The following is an 18550-nucleotide window of genomic DNA, read 5'->3' as shown; positions in this document are numbered from 1 at the left end:
CTACTTGCCCACGAGTGTGTGCGAGAACGTATACCGATCGGCACGGTAGACGTGGCAGCCGTACTCGGCGGCGGCGCCCTTGTCGTCGTAGGCCGTACGCGTCATGGTGAGCAGGGGCGTGCCGCGACGCTCGTCCAGCAGCCGGGCCTCGGCCGCGGTGGCGGCGCGCGCCCCGATCGTCTGGTGCGCGATCCGCAGGTTGACCCCCGCGTCCCGGAGCGTCTCGTACAGGCCGTGCTCTTCAAGATGGGCGGAGGTGATGTCTATCAGCCCCACCGGCAGGACGTTGGTCATCAGCGCGAGCGGCTCGCCGCCGGTGGAACGCAGCCGGCGCATCCGCAGCACCTCGGTGCCGGGCGCGACCCCGAGCCGCCCGGCGGCCTCCTCGTCCGCGGGGACGGGGCCGAGCTCCAGCACCCGCGTGCGCGGCTCGGCGCCGGCCGCGGCGAGGTCGTCGTACAGGCTGGACAGCTCGATCGGCCGCCGCACCGGGGACCGGACGACCTGCGTGCCGACCCCGCGCCTGCGCACCAGCAGGCCCTGGTCGACCAGGTGCTGGATCGCCTGCCGGACGGTCGGCCGTGACAGCCGGTAGCGGGAGGCCAGCTCCAGCTCGTTCTCCAGCCGCGCCCCGGGTGGCAGCTCGCCGGTGCGGATCGCCTCCTCCAGCTGCCGGGCGACCTGGAAATAGAGCGGGACGGGGCTGCCGCGATCCACTCTGACGGTGGGTCCGTGCACCTCGGGACTCCTTCGGCTCTGTCGCGATGAGGATAACGGACAGTCCACAACAAAGCGCTAAAGTCCTTATGTCATGACATACCCTTGACAGAAATTGGAGCGTTCCATGAAACTCGGTCACGGGCGACGCGGCACCGGGAGGGGGACCGGATGAGGATCGGGCTGGCCGGTGTGGGCCGGATCGGCGGGGGACACGCGGAGACGCTGCGGGGGATCGCGGAGGTCGAGGAGGTGGTCGTCGCCGACGCCGACGCCGGACGGGCGCGCGAGGTGGCGCGCAAGCTCGGCGTCCGGGCCGCCGCCGGAGTGGACGCGCTGTTCGCCGCCGGGCTGGACGGCCTGGTCGTCGCCACGCCCACCGCCGCGCACGCCGGCCTGGTGATCCGCGCCGTGGAGGCCGGGCTGCCGGTCTTCGTGGAGAAGCCGGTGGCCACCGATCTTGATGGAACGATCCAAGTGCTGACGGCCGTCCGCGGCTCCGGCGTGCCGGTGCAGGTCGGCTTCCAGCGGCGCTTCGACCCCGGGCACCGGGCCGCGCGCGAGGCGGTCCGCTCCGGCCGGCTCGGCTGGGTGCACACCGTCCGCTCCTGCACGCTCGACCCCGTCCCCCCGCCGGAGGAGTACCTGCCCACCTCGGGCGGGCTGTTCCGGGACTGCTCCGTCCACGACTTCGACGCCGTCCGGTTCGTCACCGGCCGCGACGTCGTCGAGGTGACCGCGGCCGGGGCGGACCGCGGCGCCGCCGTCTTCGCCGAGTCCGGCGACGCCTCCGCCGCCTCGGCGGTCCTCACGCTCGACGACGGCACCCTCGCGGTGGTCTCCGCGAGCCGCTACAACGCAGCCGGCTACGACGTCCGGCTGGAGGTGCTCGGCTCCCGTGACTCGGTGGTCGTCGGCCTGGACGACCGGACCCCGCTGTCACCCGCCGGTCCCGGCACGCGCCCGGCGGGCCCGCCGCACACCGGCTTCCTCGAACGGTTCGCCGAGGCGTACACCGCCGAGCTCCGGGCGTTCACCGGCATGGTCGCCGAGGGCGCGGCCAGCCCGTGCCCGCCGGAGGAGAGCCTGGAGGCGTTCTACGTGGCCGAGGCGTGCGAGACCTCCCGGCGCGAGCGGCGCGCCGTCGCGATCGAGGAGGTCCGCCGATGATCGCCGCCGGGCGCGTCGCCGCCGCGCCGATCTCCTGGGGAGTCTGCGAGGTCCCCGGCTGGGGGCACCAGCTCGCCGCCCGGCGCGTCCTCGCCGAGATGCGCGACCTCGGCGTCGCCGCCACCGAGTTCGGCCCGGACGGCTTCCTCCCCGCCGACCCCGCGGAGCGTTCCGCGCTGCTCGGCGCGTACGGGCTGCGCCCCGTCGGCGGGTTCGTCCCCCTCGTCCTGCACGACCCCGGCCGCGACCCGCTCCCGGGCCTCGCCCGCGCCCTCGACTCCTTCGGCGACGCGGCGGTCGTGGTGCTCGCCGCCGCCACCGGGCGGGACGGCTACGACGCGAGGCCCGTCCTGGACGGGCGGCAGTGGACCGCCCTCCTGGCCAACCTCGGGCGCGCCGCCCGCCACGCCGCCGGGCGCGGCCACCGCGCCGTCCTGCACCCGCACGTCGGCACGGTCGTCGAGCGGCGCGAGGAGGTCGAGCGCGTCCTGGACGGCTCCGACATCGGGCTGTGCCTCGACACCGGCCACCTGCTCATCGGCGGCACCGACCCGCTGGCCCTGGCGCGCTCGGCACCGGACAGGATCGCCCACGTCCACCTCAAGGACGTCGACGCCGCCCTCGCCCGCGCGGTGCGGACCGGCGGGACCGGCTACACCGCCGCCGTCCGGGACGGGATCTACCGCCCCCTCGGCCGGGGCGACATCGACATCGCCGGGATCATCGGCGCGCTGGAGGACGCGGGATACGGGGGTTGGTACGTCCTCGAACAGGACATGGTCCTCACCACCGACCCCGCGCCGGACGCCGGGCCCCGCGACGACGTCCGCGCCTGCCTGGAGTTCCTGGAGGCCGCATGACCCACGACCTCATCACGATGGGCCGGGTGAGCGTCGACGTCTACCCGCTCCAGACGGGCGTCCCGCTGGAGAAGGTCGAGTCGTTCGGCAAGTACCTGGGCGGCAGCCCGACCAACGTCGCGGTCGCCGCGGCCCGCCTCGGCCACCGCGCGGCCGTCATCACCCGGACGGGCGAGGACCCGTTCGGCCGCTTCGTCCACCAGGCGCTCACCGGCTACGGCGTGGACGACCGGTTCGTCACGGCCGTCCCCGGGCTCCCGACGCCGCTGGCGTTCTGCGAGATCTTCCCGCCCGACCATTTCCCGCTGTACTTCTACCGCCATCCCAAGGCGCCCGACCTGGAGATCCATGAGCACGAGCTGGACCTGGACGCGATCCGCGCCGCCCGCATCTTCTGGGCGACGGTGACCGGGCTGTCCGAGGAGCCGAGCCACGGCTCGACGCTCGCCGCGCTCGCCGCGCACCCGGGCACGACCGTCCTCGACCTCGACTGGCGGCCGATGTTCTGGGCGTCGCCCGGGGAGGCCCGGGCCCGCGTCGGCCGCGCGCTGGAGCACGCCACCGTGGCCGTCGGCAACCTCGACGAATGCGAGATCGCCGTGGGCACCCGAGGGCCCCGCGACGCCGCCCGCGCGCTGCTGGACCGCGGCGTGTCCGTCGCCATCGTCAAGCAGGGCCCCCGCGGGACCCTCGCCGCGTCCGCCGAGGGCGTCGTCGAGGTCCCGCCCACGCCCGTGCGGGTCCTCAACGGGCTCGGCGCGGGCGACGCCTTCGGCGGCGCCGTCTGCCACGGGCTTCTGGAGGGCTGGGACCTGGAGCGCACCGTCCGGTTCGCCGGCGCCGCCGGCGCGCTGGTCGCCTCCCGCCTGGCCTGCGCCGACGCCATGCCCACCGAGGACGAGGTCGGGCACCTCCTGGCCGGCCGCGAGGAGGCCGGACGGTGAGCACGGGGACGTTCGCCGGGCGGCTCGCGGAGATCGCCGAGATCAGGGCGGTGCGGCCGGCGGCCATCGCGGAGGCCGCCGCCCGGCGCGTCCGGTCCGCGGCGCCGCCCGCCCGCCTGATGATCATCGCGGCCGACCACCCGGCCCGGGGCGCGCTGCGCGCCGGGGGCGATCCGCTGGCCCTGGGCGACCGCGCGGACCTGCTGGAGCGGATGTGCGTCGCGCTCGCCCGGCCCGGCGTCGACGGCGTGCTCGGCACCCCGGACGTGATCGAGGACCTGCTGCTGCTCGGCGCGCTGGAGGGCAAGGTCGTCATCGGCTCGATGAACCGCGGCGGCCTCGCCGGCGCCGCGTTCGAAGCCGACGACAGGTTCACCGCCTACACCGCGCCCGCCCTCGCACGCGCCCGGCTGGACGGCGGCAAGATGCTGCTGCGCGTCGACCTCGCCGACCCGGCGACCGCGCGGACGCTGGAGGCGTGCGCGCACGCGGTGACCGACCTCGCCGCGCACGGGCTGATGGCGCTGGTCGAGCCGTTCATGTCGTCCCGGGAGGGCGGCGGTCGCCTGCGCAACCTGCTGACGCCCGAGGCGATGGTCCACGCGGTGTCGATCGCCTCGGGGCTCGGCGCCACGTCCGCGCACACCTGGTTGAAGGTCCCGGTGGTGGACCGGATGGAGGAGGTCATGGCCGCTTCGACGCTGCCCGCCCTGCTGCTCGGCGGGGAGGTCCCCGCCGACCCGGACGCCGCGCTGGCCGGCTGGAAGGCCGCGCTGGCGCTGCCGACCGTCCGCGGCCTGGTCGTGGGCCGCTCCCTGCTCTACCCGCCCGGCGGCGACGTCGCGGGGGCCGTCGACGCCGCGGCGGGCCTGCTGTGAGCGGGGGACCGGCCGTGGACGGCGGGACCGCGGTGTGCACGGTGACCCCCGCGAGCGCCGGGTGGGCGTACTCGGGGCTGCGCGTCCTCGCGCTCGGGCCGGGGGAGGAGGCCGCGCTGGAGACCGGCGACGCCGAGACGCTCGTGCTGCCGCTGGCCGGGGCGTGCGCCGTGACGGTCGCCGCCCCGGCGGGCGGCACCGTGACGTTCGAGCTCACCGGCCGCCGCGACGTGTTCTCCCGGGTGACCGACTTCGCCTACGTGCCCCGCGACGCGGCGGTGCGGGTCTCCTCCCGGGAGGGCGGCCGGTTCGCGCTGCCCTCCGCCCGCTGCGAGCGGCGGCTGCCGCCCCGCTACGGCCCCGCCGAGCGGGTGCCCGTGGAACTGCGCGGCGCGGGGGGCATGGCCCGGCAGGTCAACAACTTCTGCACGCCCGGCGCGTTCGAGGCGGACCGGCTGATCGCCTGCGAGGTGCTGACGCCGGGCGGGAACTGGTCGTCCTACCCGCCGCACAAGCACGACGAGCAGACGCCGGAGGAGTCGGTCCTGGAGGAGATCTACTACTTCGAGGTCGCGGACGCGCCGGACGGCGGCCCCGGCATCGGCTACCAGCGGGTCTACGGCACCACCGACGTGCTGGAGGAGGTCCGGACCGGCGACACGGTGCTGATCCCGCACGGCTGGCACGGCCCGTCCATGGCCGTGCCCGGCTACGACCTGTACTACCTGAACGTGATGGCCGGACCGGGCGAGCGCGCCTGGCGGATCTGCGACGACCCCGCGCACGCCTGGATCCGCGGCACCTGGCCGGGGCTGCCGGCCGACCCGCGGCTGCCGATGACCTCGGCCGCCGGACCCCGCGACCACCGGGAGGGCGGACGATGACGGCGACCGAGCGGCTCACCGTCGGGCAGGCGGTCGTCCGCTTCCTGGCGAACCAGTGGACCGAGCGCGACGGCGAGCGGCGCCGGTTCTTCGCCGGCTGCTTCGGCATCTTCGGCCACGGGAACGTGGCGGGGCTCGGGCAGGCGCTGCTCCAGCAGGACGGCGCGCTGCCCTTCCGCGCCGCGCGCAACGAGCAGGCCATGGTGCACGCCGCCGTGGGATACGCGCGGACGCACGACCGGCTGCGCGCGTACGCGTGCACGACGTCGATCGGGCCGGGCGCCACCAACATGGTGACCGGCGCGGCGCTCGCGACGATCAACCGGATCCCGGTGCTGCTGCTGCCCGGCGACGTCTTCGCCACCCGCGTCGCCAACCCGGTGCTCCAGGAGCTGGAGGACGCCCGCTCCTACGACGTGTCGGTGAACGACTGCCTCAGGCCCGTCTCGAAGTACTGGGACCGGATCAACCGTCCCGAGCAGCTCCCCGCCGCGCTCCTGGCGGCGATGCGGGTGCTGACCGACCCGGCGGAGACCGGCGCGGTCACGCTCGCGCTGCCGCAGGACGTCCAGGCCGAGGCGCACGACTGGCCGCCGGAGCTGTTCGCCGGGCGCACCTGGCGGATCCCCCGCCCGGTGCCCGAGCCCGCCGTGCTGGACGAGGCGGCGGCGCTGCTGCGGGCCGCGCGGCGGCCCCTGGTCGTCGCCGGTGGCGGCGTCGTCTACTCCGGCGCGGCCGCGGAGCTGGACGCGTTCGCCAGGGAGACCGGGTTCCCGGTGGCCGAGACCCAGGCGGGCAAGGGCTCCCTCCCGTGGGACCACCCCGCGTCGGCGGGCGCGATCGGCGCGACCGGGACGTCCGCCGCGAACGCCCTCGCCCGCGAGGCCGACGTGGTCCTCGGCGTCGGCACCCGCTACAGCGACTTCACCACCGCCTCGCGGACGCTGTTCGCCCGTCCCGGCGTCCGGTTCGTCAACCTCAACGTCGCCGGGCCGGACGCCGCCAAGCACGCCGGGCTCCCGCTGACCGCCGACGCCCGCGCGGGACTGGCCGCCCTGCGCGGCGCGCTGGCCGGGCACACCGTCGATGAGTCCTACCGGGCGGAGGCCGCCGCGCTGACGGCCCGCTGGAACGCCGCCGTCGACCGCTCCCGCGAGCCCTCCGGCGGCGGCCTCCCGTCCCAGCCGGAGATCATCGGCATCGTCAACGAGACCGCCGGCCCGCGCGACGTGGTCGTCTGCGCGGCCGGGTCCATGCCCGGCGACCTGCACCGGCTGTGGCGGACCCGCGACCCGAAGGGCTACCACGTCGAGTACGGCTACTCCTGCATGGGCTACGAGATCGCGGGCGGCCTCGGCGTGAAGCTCGCCGCGCCCGACCGCGAGGTGTTCGTCCTCGTCGGCGACGGCTCGTACCTGATGATGGCGCAGGAGCTCGTCACCGCGGTCGCCGACGGCGTCAAGCTCGTCGTCGTGCTCGTCCAGAACCACGGGTTCGCCTCGATCGGGGCCCTGTCGGAGTCCGTCGGCGCGCAGGGGTTCGGGACCCGGTTCCGGCTGCCGGGCGACCTCGCCGCGAACGCGGCCTCGCTCGGCGCCGACGTGCTGCGCGCCACCACCGCCGCCGGGTTCCGCGCCGCCCTCGCCAAGGCCAGGGACGCGTCCAGGACGACCGTCGTGCACGTGGAGACCGACACCTCCGTGGCGGTGCCCGACGGCGGGGCGTGGTGGGACGTCCCGGTCGCGGAGGTGTCCACCCTCGACTCGACCGTCCGGGCCCGAGCCGCCTACGAGGAGGGGAAGGCCGGGCAGCGCCCCCTGGTCTGATCGCGGGGCGAGAATCCCCGACGGAAAGTGGTGTTAGGCCCACCGGCGGCGGGCCCCCAGTCCCACCGACATGTGCCGCGCGCGGGCACAGGATTGCGGTCATCGGCCCATCCGTCGGACAAAGGATTCCCATGAACGAGAACCTCGCGCGGCGCTTCACCGGCATCGCGGGCACCGCCTCGGCCGCCGCGCTCATCCTGGAAGTGCCGCTCTACTTCGTGTACTCGGACGAGCCCCCGGCCTCCAACGTGCTGAGCCGGATCCTGATCGGGCTCTTCGCCCTCGCCGCGCTGCTGCTGTTCGTCACCGGCTTCCGGGAGCTCGTCAAGAGGGTGGCCCCGGAGTACGAATGGGCAGGGTCGATCGCGTCCGCGGCCGGTCTGACGTACGTCGCGGTGACGCTCGTGTCCTCGGGCCTGGAGGCGGGCGCGGTCATCGCCGCCGACCGTCCGATCGACCCGACCATCGCCGTCGACGGCACCTACATCCTCTACGGGACGATCGGCCGCATCCTGCTGGCGCTCTTCCTGGCCTCGGTCGGCTTCGCGCTCCACCGCACCCGCGCCCTGCCCCGCTGGACGAGCCGGGCCGCCTACGTGCTGGCGGCGGTCAACCTGGCCTTCGTCCCGTCCCTGTTCTTCGGCAACACCCCGGCGGACTTCTACGCGGCGAACGGCTGGGGCACCACCGCCCTGATGGGCGCGATCCTCAGCTACTGGCTGCTGGCGATGGGCGTCACGCTGCTGCGCAGTGCCCGCGCCGGGCGCTGACCCGCACGCGGCCGCCGGTGCCCGCGGGCGGCGGTGGCCGCGGCGCGACGAAAGATTGTGGAAGAACCCGCCGGGCATGTCGAAGACGGCGGCGCGGCTCCGATCTGTTGGTGAGCGGCGCCGGAGGGGCGCCGGGAAACGGAGGCAGTGAGATGGGCGAGGTCACCTGCGACATCACGATGTCCCTGGACGGTTTCGTCGCCGGCCCGGACCAGGGCCTGGCCGACCCGCTGGGCCGGGGCGCCGAGCGGCTGCACCGCTGGATGTTCGAGGAGCCCGAGGCCAACGCCGAGGCCATCGAGAAGATCACGTCGGCGCGCGCCTACATCATGGGCCGCAACATGTTCGGGCCCGGCCGCGGCGCGTGGGATCTGGAGTGGAACGGCTGGTGGGGCGAGGAGCCGCCCTACCACGCGCCGGTGTTCGTCCTGACCCATCACCCGCGCGACAGCGTCACGATGAAGGGCGGCACGACCTTCGAGTTCGTGACCGACGGGATCGAGGCCGCGCTCGCCCGGGCGCGGGAGGCCGCGGACGGCGCGGACGTCGCGATCTGCGGCGGCGCCAGCACGGTCGGCCAGTACCTCGCGGCCGGGCTGATCGACGAGCTGCGGCTGCACGTCGCGCCGATCACCCTCGGCGCCGGGGAGCGGCTGTTCGAGGGGGCCGGTGACCTCCGGCTCGAACAGACCGCCGTGTCGGGGACCGGCCTGGTGTCCCACCTCACCCTCCGCCGCGCCCGCGGCTGAGGCCCGCGGCGACGGCGCCGGCCTCCGGGCCGGCGCCGCGCGCGGCGGTGGCGCGTCAGACCTCCAGGACGCGGACCGCGGGGTTGCGGACCGTGTTCAGGTAGAGCTTCTCCCGGGTGTGGTCCTGCTCCAGCTCAAGGACGAACCGGTACCGGTAGAGCCCCGGCCGGGCCGTGCTCAGGATCGCCCCGGCCCAGTAGTAGTAGACGGGGGTGTACGGGGAGCGCATCCGGTCGGGCGCCCCGTAGATCTTCAGCTCCGTCATGATCCGCCGCTCCGCGACGTCCTCCTCGTCCCCCCGCTCGGTGTCGAGGAACACCAGGTTGTTGATCTTGGGCATCGGGGGCCAGGTGCCGTCCGGCCGCTTCTCCATCTCGACGGGACGGATGATCCAGTTGAGCACCTGCCCCTGCTTGCAGACCGTCTCCAGGTGGTCGGTGCCCTGCCCGACACCGCCGACGCTGTTGTCCATCATGAACAGGGCGTCCTCCAGCGAGCCCGTCGCCGCCGCCCGCTCCATGTTCACCAGCGTCACGATGTTGAGCTGCACCGAGTTGAGCTGGCCCCGCTGCTCGGACTCCACGACACGCTGCGGCCCGGTCATGCGCGCTCCTTCGCGACGGTGGCCCGCGCGGGCGCGCCGTGTCCGACGAGGGCCGACTCCGCGGTGGTGAACGGCTCGGTGACGGTGCCGAGCCGGAACCGCAGCCGGTAGGGGACCGGCTCGGTGACGGCCCGCTTCACCGTCCCCGTCCAGTAGACGATGTCGGTGCCCGGGTACACCTTCCGCACCGGCTCGCAGACCCGCTCGTCGATCTCGATGCCGTCGATGGCGGCGTAGGTCTCGCACTCCAGGACGACGACGTTCCACAGGAGGCGGTCGCCCGACCGCACCCGGGTGCGCAGTTCCCCGGTGCCGAAACCGGTGGACCCCTCGGCCTTGTTGGTGTCGTACAGGTAGAGGCTGTTCTGGATGTTCCCGGCGGCGAGGGCGGCGACCGGGTCGACGACGGCGGTGATCGAGACGGGCCGGGTGGCGACCGGCTCCGCCGGCTTGGCCTTGGGGGGCATGGGCTCCTCCGTTTCCAGTGCTGCGGCTACGGGACGTGGTTCCGGGCGGCTCGTGTCAGGGCGACGGGGCGGCGGGGACGGGCAGCGGCCCCAGCCCCGCGCCGGTGAACGCGTTGTACTTGGGCTCGGTGGTGACCCGGATCGCCGAGTCGCAGGTGAGGTCCACCGGCTCCCAGACCTGCTCGCCGTCGCGGATCACCAGCTCGTGGAGCTGGATGTGCATCGTGTAGGCGTAGGTGCCCGGGCGGGCGGTGTCCACGGTCGCCGACCAGTACCACCCGTCGGACACCATGTCCGGTGAGCCGTACTGCGCCGGGTACATGATCTTCTCGTCCACCGCCTCGCCGGTGACGTCGGTGATGATCGGCGCGGGGGGGTTCACGGCGGCGGTGCCGGCGCCGGTGACGGCGTTGCCGGTGATGTCGAGGAGCTTGCCGCCCACCGGGGCGCGGCCGCCGCGCGCCCGGCGGGCCCGCGTCCCGACCCGGCTCCGGATGTCGGCCAGCCCGGCCGCGGGGTCGGCGCCGGGGACCGTGCCCTGGCCGGCGAGCGCCGTCAGGTCCTCCAGCGCCTGCCGGTCGATCGCCTGCGACCGCTCCGTGTGGTAGCCGCGGGGGACGGTCGGCGGGATCGACCCGAGGCTGGACGGCAGCCAGTTCAGCACCTGCTCGCTGCCCTGCGACCCGTCGCTCCAGTACGAGCCCGGGATGGCGGTCACCAGGTCCCCGGTCCCCTCCCCGGTGGAGCCGAGGAAGCGCATGTTGTCGAAGAGGTAGACGTTGCCGCGCAGCGTCCGCTCACGCAGCGCGTTCGCGATGTCGACCAGCACGATGATCGCTTGTTGTTGGGCCATCGGTCCGCCTTCCGGGTCGGGGTGTTGTCACGCGCTCATCAGCGCGGGCGAGTCGACGTGCAGCACGCTGTTCGGCCCCTCGTGCATCTGCAGCTCCAGCCGGTACCGGTAGGGCGCCCCGGGCACCAGGTAGGGCGGGACGAACCCGGACCACACCTTGAGGTCGGGCGCGGTGCCCTCGTGCGCCGGCACGTCCTGCGCGTCCGCCGCGTCCGGTTCCTCCAGCGCGGCGTCACCGGACCCGAGGAAGGTGATGCTCCGGATCTCGACGGGCGTCTGCACGTCCACGGCCACGGCCGTCCACTGGACGAGCTGCCCCGGCGAGACGACGGTGCACAGCCGGGTCGTGCCCTGGCCGGGGCTGTCGAACTGCCCGTCGTCCACCAGGGACAGGTTGCCGTCGTTCAGCGTCCGCTCCGACAGCGCTCCGACGACGTCCACGAGGACGATGATGTTGACCTGCGGTTTCATTCCCGCTCCTGTCGTGGTTGCCGATGACCGCCGTGCGGCGGCCGCTTCTCATCCCCGGTCGCGCACCAGGGGGACCTTGCCGACGGCCGTCCGCTCGATCTCCGGGGACGCCCGGTGGACGAAGACGAGCCGGAAGCCGTACCCGGACTTCTCCACCGCCGCCTGGGTGGCCTCGCGGTCGTTGAACAGCGACAGCGACCGGGCGAGCGCCCCGGCGAACACCCGCTGGACGCCGGCGGGGCCGAGGGCGGCGGCCGTCGTGTGCGTCAGGCCCTCGGCGTCGTCGACCGACGCGAACAGCGTGATCGTCTTGTACTCGCGGTGGTTGACGAACTGGACCTCGTGGGCGGCCTCGTCCAGGTCCACGCCGGCGGCCTTGCGCAGGTCGTCGCGCAGGGCGTTGTAGGCGAGCGCCGCGGAGTACTGGCTGTCGTTCAGGTGCAGGACATCGCCGGTGCGTCCCGCGAACTCGAACCGCCGGGTCTTCAGCCCCGGCCCGGTCAGGGCCGGCCGGCGGATCATCCGGTCGCCGAGCTTGAGCCGCAGCAGCGGCGCCTCGTGCGCGTGCAGCCGCGTGACGACCAGCTCGCCCTCCTCGCCCTCGGCGACCGCGCGGCCGTCCGCGTCGACGATCTCGATGTGGTGCAGGCCGGGCACCGCCGACAGAACGGGCGAGTCGTCCCGGAGCTGGAGCCCGATCGTCTCGGCCTGGGTCGCGGCGAAATAGCTGAGGATCGCGATGTTCGGGTACAGCGCCCGCAGCTCGGCCCGCTTGCGGTGCGGCAGCACCCCGCTCCCGTACAGCGCCACCCGGAAGCTCTCCCGGGCCTCCCTGCTCAGCCCGGCGCCGAGGTCGCTGAGGATCGCGACGCCCGCCGAGATCCCCATCAGCGCCTTCGGCCCCTGGTAGGAGAACATGTGCTGGAACACCGGGCCCGTGACGGGGCCGGCACCGATGTAGTTGACGCCCGGCACCTGCTGGAGGACGCCGCCGACCATCGTGCCGCTGCTCCACATCTGGTAGTCGGCGAGGCTCGTGAACAGCCATTTGGGGTCGCTTCCCCGCAGGTGCTCGCGGAGCTGGTAGGTGCCCATGAAGTGCCCGGCGACGCGGTAGGTGTCGTGCAGCTCCCGCAGCGAGTAGACGATCTCCAGGGGCAGCCCGTCGCTGGTGCCGCCGCTCGCCACCACCTCGAACCCGCCGTGGCTGAGCGGCACGACCATCCCCGGGCGGTCGCCCATGAACATGTCGCGCTGGACGGTCTTGTCCGACAGCGGGATCCGCTCCCACTCCTCGAACGTGGCGGGCGGGCCCCCGATGTCGGAGGCGGCGAGCCGCTCCTTCCACAGCGGGTTGAGCAGCATGGTGTTCACCATCTGCTGGAGGCGCCGCAGGACGAGGGCGTCCTGGACGTCGTGCGGCGTCTCGCTGTAGGGCGTCCCGCGGAGCCGCTCGCACTGCCGCATCTTGCTCGCGAAGGAGGGCAGCGACGGCACCGCCTCCACCGACCACGGCTGGAGCTCCTCGTCGGGGATCAGCCGTGCCGCGAGCTCCGCGGCGTCCCCGCCCGCCCGGTCGATCTCCACGGTGCCCATCGGGTTCATCGTCCACTCCTCTTCGTGAGCAGGTGCGCGCCGATCCGCCTGATCTCATCGACGAGCATCCGGAAGTGTTCGCCAGTGGTCTGGTGGTTCATGAAGACGACGCGCAGCGCGGCGACGCCATCGAGGTCGACCTTGGATATGAAGAACCGGCCGCCGCCCCTGACCTGGTTCCTTATCTGTAATTGCAGGTGGTGGACGTGTTCATCCTCGACTCCGCCGGGACGGTACCGGAAACACAGGATGTTGGCCTCTGGAGAATGCGGTGTCTCGAAGTCGGGCTCGGCCGCGACAATGCGGTGCGCCTCTTCGGTGAGGTGGCACAGATATTCGATCTTCTCGGCGAACAGCGCCCGCCCGTACATTGCCCACAGCGTCCATAGGGGCATGATCATCGGGCGCTTGGTGCATTCGAGGTTCTTGTCGCCCCCGTCGAAATCGTGGTAGGCGTCGGGCTCCTCGTCGAAAACGTAGCTCGCGCGCTGCCGGAAAGCGCCGATCGCCTCATGCGCGTGGCGGTAGAAAAGCAGGGTGCAGGGGGCGGGGACGAACATCATCTTGTGGGCGTCCCAGGTCAGGGAATCGGCCTTGTCGATGCCGCGGAGTTTCCGGCGCAGCCGGTCGGATACCAGCAGGCTGGCGCCGTGCGCGCCGTCGACGTGCAGCCAGGCGCCGGCCTCGGCCGCGACGTCGGCGAGCTCGTCGACCGGGTCGAAGGCGCCGACCGGCGTGGTGCCGGCGGAGGCCACGACGCAGAACACCTTGAGGCCGCGGGCCTCGGCCGCGGCGATCGCCTCGCGCGCCCGGTCCGCGCGGATCTGCCGCCTCCGGTTCACCGGCAGGCGGACGATCCGCGCCTCCCCGACGCCGAGGACCCCGGCCGCCCTGGTCACGCTGTAGTGCACGTCCTCGCTCACCGCGATGGCCGGCCGCGGCCCGCCCGTCTCCCCGCCGGTCTCCCCGCGCGCCCAGATGCCGGGGAAGGCCCTGTTGCGGGCGGCGAGCAGCGCGGTCAGGTTCGCCAGCGAGCCGCCCGACGTCGTCACCATGGCGAAGCGCCCGGGCTCCCACCCGATGAAGCGGTTGAGCTCGTCGGCCATGATCCGCTCGGCGACGCTCGGCAGCTGCCCCGCCTCGTAGAACGAGGACGGCTGGTTCACCACCGAGCCCACGAAGTCGATGACGCCGGCCAGCGGGACCGTACCGGAGAACTGCCGTCCCATATACCCGGGGGAATGAACCTGTATCCCCGTACGGACATAGAGCTCTATGATGGCCGCCAGTTTCTTCTCGTCGAAACGGGCGATACTTTGGTGCTCCGTCGTCATCAGCGCCCGCGCGGCTTCGGATAAGACCAGCGGATCGGTGAGTTCGAGACCCCGGATGGAGAGGTCCGCGAGATGGGACTCCAGCTGGGCGACGGCCGTCTGTGAATTCTCCCGGAAGAGCCGGGGGTCGAAAACGGCGGTCAGTGGTTCGTTACGCAGAGTCACCGGGTATTCCCCGGCAGGCTTCGTCACAGTACGGACTCCCCGAATCCCACGACAAGCGAAGGAAAAGCCTCTGACGCCAGCGATCTTAGGCAGAATCCAACGGGCGTAACAAGGGAAGTCATTCCTAGCCGTCAGGACATGCGGAGTACCGCGGGCACTCCCCGCGCCTCTCTATCGCTGTCCGCTTTATCCTCATTGTGAGGAAAGAAAGAATGCGGCCGGGCCATGTGCGCGCCCCGGCGCCGGCCCGCCTCCGAGATCCTTGCCGCAGGTCGCGCGCACATCGGAGCCCCCCATGCGGGGACGGTCCCGCCGGGGTGTCAGGGACCGTTCCTCAGTCCTCGGGGCCGGCCGCCTCCGCCGCCTCCGCGTCGTCGGCCGTTCCGGTGTCCTCTTGCGGACGCCGGGTGACCTGATGGACGCGGACGGCCAGGATCGCGCGGGCGAACCGCGCGGCCGTCTCGCCGTCCAGGACGTCGGGCACCCGCTCGATCCCGATCAGGCCGCCGGGCCGGGCCATGACCGCGCCGGACTCGCCGACCGGGACGCCGTGCCCGTCGCCGACGTCCTCGACGCTCGGCAGGTCCAGCGCCGAACGCAGGGTGTCCTGCAGGGCGTGCGCGGCGGCGGCGTCGCGGTCGGCGCGGGCGCCGGTGGCGTCCGCGCGCCGTTCGGCGCGCTCCGCCCGCGCCTCCGCCTCGGCGGCGCGGGCCGCGGTCTCGTCGGCGAGCCGCTCGGCGCGGTCGGCGCGCGCGGCCTGCTCCTCGGCGCGGGCGGTGGCGGCGTCGCGCTCGATGACCAGCCGGGCCGTCTCGGCCTGGGAGGTGGTGAGCTCGGCGCGCAGCCGCCGTTCGGACTCGGCGGCGCCCTCCGCGCGGATCCGCGCGTCCTCGGCCTCGGCACGCCCGTCCTTCAGCTCGGCGTGCACGGCGGCCAGCGCGACCTGCTCGGCGGCGAGCCGCGTCGCCAGGTCGTCGCGCTCCCGCTCGGCCTCGACGCGCGCCTGGTGCTCGGTGCCCCAGGCGGCCTCGGCGCGCTTGCGGAGCCCGTCGGCGTGGGCGGCCTCGTTGGCCGCGGTGGCGCGGACCTGCTGGGCCGCGCCGGCCTCCTTCCACGCGTTGGCCTCGCTGGCCTGCGCGGCCGCCACGGTCGACTTGGCCGCGGCCAGGCCCTTGCGGAGCTCCTCCTGCGCGGCGGCGGTCTCCTCGCGGGCGGCCTCCGCGCGGGCCTCGGCCTCGCGCATGAGCTCCTCGGCCTCGGCGGTCGCGCGGCGCGCGGCGGCCGCCTCGGCGAGGGCCTCCTCGGCGCTGTCGAGGACGCCGCGCACCTCCTCGTCCAGCCGTCCGTCCAGCGCGGCGGCGGTGGCGGTGAGCCGCCGGACCAGCTCGCCGAGCCGGTCGACGTCCTCGGCCAGGCCGCGCACCCGCGCGGTGCCCGGGGCCTCCGGGCCGGGGGCCTGCCGGTCGGCGGCGGCGCGCCGCGCGCTCACCGCGGTGGCCGCCTTGGGGGACGGGCGGCGCCCGCCCGTCGTGACGTCGCCCGCCGGTTCCAGGGGCGCCGTCGTGATGTCGTCGGTTCCGGTGTCCGTGGTGGTCCGCCCACCCCCGCCGTCTTGATCTTCGTTCACGGGAAACATCCTAGTAAACGACCCGATAGGCACTTATCTCATCTGCGTCACGGGTCTTCTCGATGTCACAGGCCGGGCTCCTCGGCGGCGCGCTCGTACAGGCGCGCCGCCTGGAGGGGCTGGTTGTTCCGGCTGTGCAGCTCGGCGGCGCGCTTCAGCTCCCCGGCGACCTCCAGGGCGTACGCCTCCTCCTGCCACGACGGGGCCCGGCGCGGCGTCCGCCTCAGGTCCCGGACGGGGGCGGAGCGCGCCCGGGAGGGGCGCGGCGACGGGTCCCTCGGCTCCCGCTTCGACGTCCTGGGCGCGGGGACGAGGTCCCGGTCGATCTCGTGGAGGAGCCCGGTCACGGCGGCGGGCAGCTGCGGGTCGACCTCCGGGGCCGGCCCCGCCCACAGCGTCCAGACGGGCACGGCGGTCGCCAGGTCGAAGCCGAGGCACTCGCGGGGCGTCATGACGACGGCCCGCCCGTCCGCCGCGGGGAGCAGGGCGCCCCGGGCGGCCGCGGGGAGCCGGGGCCTGAGCCGGTGGCCGAGGGGCAGGAAGAACTGCCCGGGCCCGGCGCAGTAGAGGGCCTCGCCCACCGGGACGTCCTCCAGCAGCCCGCCGGGCGCCGTGAGCAGGTGGCGGTCGCGGCCCCGCACGAGCAGGGCCGTCTCGGCGAGGGGATGGCCCTCCAGCACCATGGGGAGCGCGGCCAGCGCCTCGTCGGTGAGCAGGACGGCGTCGACCGGGAGCCCGCGGGTCCGGGCGGGGACCACGGTCAGCTCTGGCGGCTCGGGGATCACGTCGGGCCAGCCGTCGGGCGGCGGATCGGCCAGGGGGAGGTCGGTGCCCAGGCGGACGAAGGCGGTGCCCGGCTGCGGCTCGCCGTGCAGGACGAGCCGCAGGCAGCCGTGCCCGTCCGCGGCGAGCACCCAGGCGTCCTCGTCGACCAGGGCCGAGAGCGCGCCGTCGGCGAGCGGGGACTCGTGCCGGTGCTGGACCAGCAGCCGCTCCGACACCCGGCGGCAGACCACCACGAAGGGGTCGTCCTCCAGCGCGGTGATCAGTGCGGCGGGTATCTCGCCGGTCGCGGCGGCCAGGGTGACCGCATAGGCGGGCCTGCCGGGGCCGTTGGCGAAGAGGGGCCTGAGCCCGGCGCGCTGGTAGGTGACGGTGAGCCCGAGGTCCAGGGACCGGCGCACGGTCCCCGGCAGGTGCGCGCCGGGGAGCAGCAGCGTGACCGCGGTGACGGGCGTCGGCGGCCTCCTGCTCAGTCCGGCGGTGCGGACCAGGTCGAGGAGGGAGGCGGCGGTGAGCGCGGCGAGGGCCGGGCCGGTGCCCGAGGCGGGCGGGTCCCCCCAGCCGCGGTCGGGGACGAGCAGCCCGCCGACCTCCACGTGGACCTGCCCGCCGCAGCTCAGCGCCGCGTCCCTGGCGGCTTCGAGACCGAGGTCCATCGGCACCCACCAGGCGGAGTCGCCGCGCAGGCAGCGCGCGTTCCGCAGGTCATCGGCCGGGTGGAGCTGGCCCGCGAACACCAGTGCCGCGGTCGCGGTGGGGAAGCGCGCCGCCAGCCGCGGCGGGCCCGGGGCCGCGGGCGCCCGCCGTCCGCCGGGGGCCGGGAGGGAGAAGGGCGGCAGCGCCTCAGCCGACCCGGCGGGCGGCCTTGGAGGAGACGGCGGCGAAGGCGGTCCCGCGGGGGAGGGCGCGGGGGCCGGGACGGGGTTCGGCGCGGTGGTCGCGGCGGCCTCGTCCGGCGGGGGCGCGGCGGGCAGCGGCTCCAGATGCCCGGACGGCGGGCGGGTGCCGTCGTTCTTGGGACGGCGCAGGAATCGGGGCGACATGGCTCATCCTTCGGCGATCACGAGCGGGGTGCCCAGGACACGGTCGGCCCAGCGGCTCCACCGGCCGGTCGCGCCCGGGCGGCGGCCGCGGACCGCGGCGGCGAAGATCAGGGCGGCCTGGTCGAACCGCTGGGCGAGCTCGGCCACGATCAGCCCCCACTCCTCCAGGTCGCGGTGGGGATAGGGGACGCGGCCGGGGTCGGCGAGGTCGTCGCGGACCCGGCGGAGCGCGGGCAGGACCAGGGCGGGCGGGCCGCCCTCGGCGAGGTCGCAGCGGGCGAGCACCAGGTCCCGCCGGGGCCCGTCGGACGCGCGGGCGACCGCGTCCCGGGCGGGCCCGGGGGCGTCGAGGCGGTGCACCAGCAGCCAGCCCGCGGTCTCCGGTTCGCCCGCCGCGCCGTAGTCCTCGGCCGCCGCGTCGAACTGGCCGAGCCGCTCGTGCAGGGCGGCGGCGCGGAGCGGCATCCCGGCGGCGCGGTAGCAGCGGGCCGCGTCCGTCCAGTGCCGTGCCCGCTCGTAGCAGGCGGCGGCCTCGCGGTAGAGGGTGGCGTCAGGCATCGCGGCCCCGCTCGCGCTCCTGCTCGCCGCCGTCGTCCTCCGTGAGCGGCCGGGGCGCCGCGGCGGCCTGGCCGGGCGCGACCTCCTCGATGAGCGCGCCCCGCTCGACGACACCGGCGATCTCGGCGGCGATCCGGTCGTGCTCGTCGTCGTGGCCGGCCTCCTGCGGGCCGGCGGACACGTCGTCGACGCGGAACGTCTCGACCCGCCCGGTCTCGGGGTCGTAGCGGAACCTCACCCGGACGCGCATG

General features: G+C 74.5%; 19 protein-coding genes. 8 read left to right on the top strand and 11 right to left on the bottom strand.

Features of this window, described 5'->3' with window-relative positions; all coding sequences use genetic code 11:
• Positions 1–738, bottom strand: a complete 738-nt coding sequence (locus tag AGRA3207_RS04525; protein ID WP_231333284.1) for a GntR family transcriptional regulator — start codon at positions 736–738, stop codon at positions 1–3.
• 150 nt (positions 739–888) lie between these two features.
• On the opposite strand from AGRA3207_RS04525, the gene AGRA3207_RS04520 reads away from it, so the two are divergent.
• The 8 genes from AGRA3207_RS04520 to AGRA3207_RS04485 all read left to right on the top strand — a co-directional run bounded on the left by AGRA3207_RS04520 (position 889) and on the right by AGRA3207_RS04485 (position 8798).
• Positions 889–1887 (top strand): Gfo/Idh/MocA family protein, encoded by a 999-nt coding sequence (locus tag AGRA3207_RS04520; protein WP_231333283.1) that lies wholly within the window; start codon positions 889–891, stop codon positions 1885–1887.
• Positions 1884–2747, top strand: a complete 864-nt coding sequence (locus AGRA3207_RS04515) for a TIM barrel protein (protein WP_231333282.1) — start codon at positions 1884–1886, stop codon at positions 2745–2747. The genes AGRA3207_RS04520 and AGRA3207_RS04515 overlap by 4 nt, the downstream gene beginning before the upstream one ends.
• Positions 2744–3691 (top strand): 5-dehydro-2-deoxygluconokinase, encoded by a 948-nt coding sequence (gene iolC, locus AGRA3207_RS04510; protein WP_231333281.1) that lies wholly within the window; start codon positions 2744–2746, stop codon positions 3689–3691. Before AGRA3207_RS04515 ends, iolC begins: the two co-directional genes overlap by 4 nt.
• Positions 3688–4569 carry a Cgl0159 family (beta/alpha)8-fold protein gene (locus AGRA3207_RS04505; RefSeq protein ID WP_231333280.1) on the top strand — a complete coding sequence of 294 codons (882 nt, stop codon included), beginning with the start codon at positions 3688–3690 and terminating at the stop codon, positions 4567–4569. Before iolC ends, AGRA3207_RS04505 begins: the two co-directional genes overlap by 4 nt.
• A gap of 14 nt (positions 4570–4583) precedes the next feature.
• Positions 4584–5453, top strand: a complete 870-nt coding sequence (iolB, locus tag AGRA3207_RS04500; protein ID WP_231333279.1) for a 5-deoxy-glucuronate isomerase — start codon at positions 4584–4586, stop codon at positions 5451–5453.
• Positions 5450–7279: a 3D-(3,5/4)-trihydroxycyclohexane-1,2-dione acylhydrolase (decyclizing) gene (iolD, locus tag AGRA3207_RS04495; RefSeq protein WP_231333278.1), complete on the top strand. Its 1830-nt coding sequence runs from the start codon at positions 5450–5452 to the stop codon at positions 7277–7279. Before iolB ends, iolD begins: the two co-directional genes overlap by 4 nt.
• A 131-nt stretch (positions 7280–7410) precedes the next feature.
• The gene (locus tag AGRA3207_RS04490; protein ID WP_231333277.1) at positions 7411–8049 is read left to right on the top strand and encodes a hypothetical protein; all 639 of its coding nucleotides are present in this window, start codon (positions 7411–7413) and stop codon (positions 8047–8049) included.
• Between the two features lie 152 nt (positions 8050–8201).
• Positions 8202–8798 (top strand): dihydrofolate reductase family protein, encoded by a 597-nt coding sequence (locus AGRA3207_RS04485; RefSeq protein WP_231333276.1) that lies wholly within the window; start codon positions 8202–8204, stop codon positions 8796–8798.
• A 55-nt stretch (positions 8799–8853) separates the two neighbouring features.
• Here AGRA3207_RS04485 and AGRA3207_RS04480 read toward each other — a convergent pair whose 3' ends face one another.
• The 10 genes from AGRA3207_RS04480 to AGRA3207_RS04430 all read right to left on the bottom strand — a co-directional run bounded on the left by AGRA3207_RS04480 (position 8854) and on the right by AGRA3207_RS04430 (position 18549).
• Positions 8854–9402 (bottom strand): hypothetical protein, encoded by a 549-nt coding sequence (locus AGRA3207_RS04480; RefSeq protein WP_231333275.1) that lies wholly within the window; start codon positions 9400–9402, stop codon positions 8854–8856.
• The gene (locus AGRA3207_RS04475) at positions 9399–9869 is read right to left on the bottom strand and encodes a hypothetical protein (protein ID WP_231333274.1); all 471 of its coding nucleotides are present in this window, start codon (positions 9867–9869) and stop codon (positions 9399–9401) included. The genes AGRA3207_RS04480 and AGRA3207_RS04475 overlap by 4 nt, the downstream gene beginning before the upstream one ends.
• A gap of 55 nt (positions 9870–9924) precedes the next feature.
• Complete coding sequence (locus AGRA3207_RS04470) at positions 9925–10722, bottom strand: hypothetical protein (RefSeq protein ID WP_231333273.1); 798 nt, start codon at positions 10720–10722, stop codon at positions 9925–9927.
• A gap of 27 nt (positions 10723–10749) precedes the next feature.
• A complete protein-coding gene (locus AGRA3207_RS04465) occupies positions 10750–11193 on the bottom strand; it encodes a hypothetical protein (RefSeq protein WP_231333272.1) in 444 nt (147 codons plus the stop codon).
• Between the two features lie 48 nt (positions 11194–11241).
• Positions 11242–12798 (bottom strand): phenylacetate--CoA ligase family protein, encoded by a 1557-nt coding sequence (locus AGRA3207_RS04460; protein WP_231333271.1) that lies wholly within the window; start codon positions 12796–12798, stop codon positions 11242–11244.
• Positions 12795–14288 carry a pyridoxal phosphate-dependent decarboxylase family protein gene (locus tag AGRA3207_RS04455; RefSeq protein ID WP_231333270.1) on the bottom strand — a complete coding sequence of 498 codons (1494 nt, stop codon included), beginning with the start codon at positions 14286–14288 and terminating at the stop codon, positions 12795–12797. Before AGRA3207_RS04455 ends, AGRA3207_RS04460 begins: the two co-directional genes overlap by 4 nt.
• 334 nt (positions 14289–14622) lie before the next feature.
• Positions 14623–15915 carry a coiled-coil domain-containing protein gene (locus tag AGRA3207_RS04450; RefSeq protein WP_231333269.1) on the bottom strand — a complete coding sequence of 431 codons (1293 nt, stop codon included), beginning with the start codon at positions 15913–15915 and terminating at the stop codon, positions 14623–14625.
• A gap of 65 nt (positions 15916–15980) precedes the next feature.
• Positions 15981–17741 (bottom strand): hypothetical protein, encoded by a 1761-nt coding sequence (locus tag AGRA3207_RS04445; protein ID WP_273700001.1) that lies wholly within the window; start codon positions 17739–17741, stop codon positions 15981–15983.
• Positions 17742–17744: 3 nt separating this feature from the next.
• Positions 17745–18299 carry a soluble NSF attachment family protein gene (locus AGRA3207_RS04435; protein ID WP_231333268.1) on the bottom strand — a complete coding sequence of 185 codons (555 nt, stop codon included), beginning with the start codon at positions 18297–18299 and terminating at the stop codon, positions 17745–17747.
• Positions 18292–18549: a hypothetical protein gene (locus AGRA3207_RS04430; protein WP_231333267.1), complete on the bottom strand. Its 258-nt coding sequence runs from the start codon at positions 18547–18549 to the stop codon at positions 18292–18294. The genes AGRA3207_RS04435 and AGRA3207_RS04430 overlap by 8 nt, the downstream gene beginning before the upstream one ends.
• Between the last annotated feature and the right edge of the window lies 1 nt (position 18550).

This window comes from Actinomadura graeca (assembly GCF_019175365.1).
GTDB classification, from domain to species: domain Bacteria; phylum Actinomycetota; class Actinomycetes; order Streptosporangiales; family Streptosporangiaceae; genus Spirillospora; species Spirillospora graeca.
The sequence above is the reverse complement of the archived record's forward strand: the minus strand, read 5'-3'. Positions and strand labels throughout refer to the sequence as shown.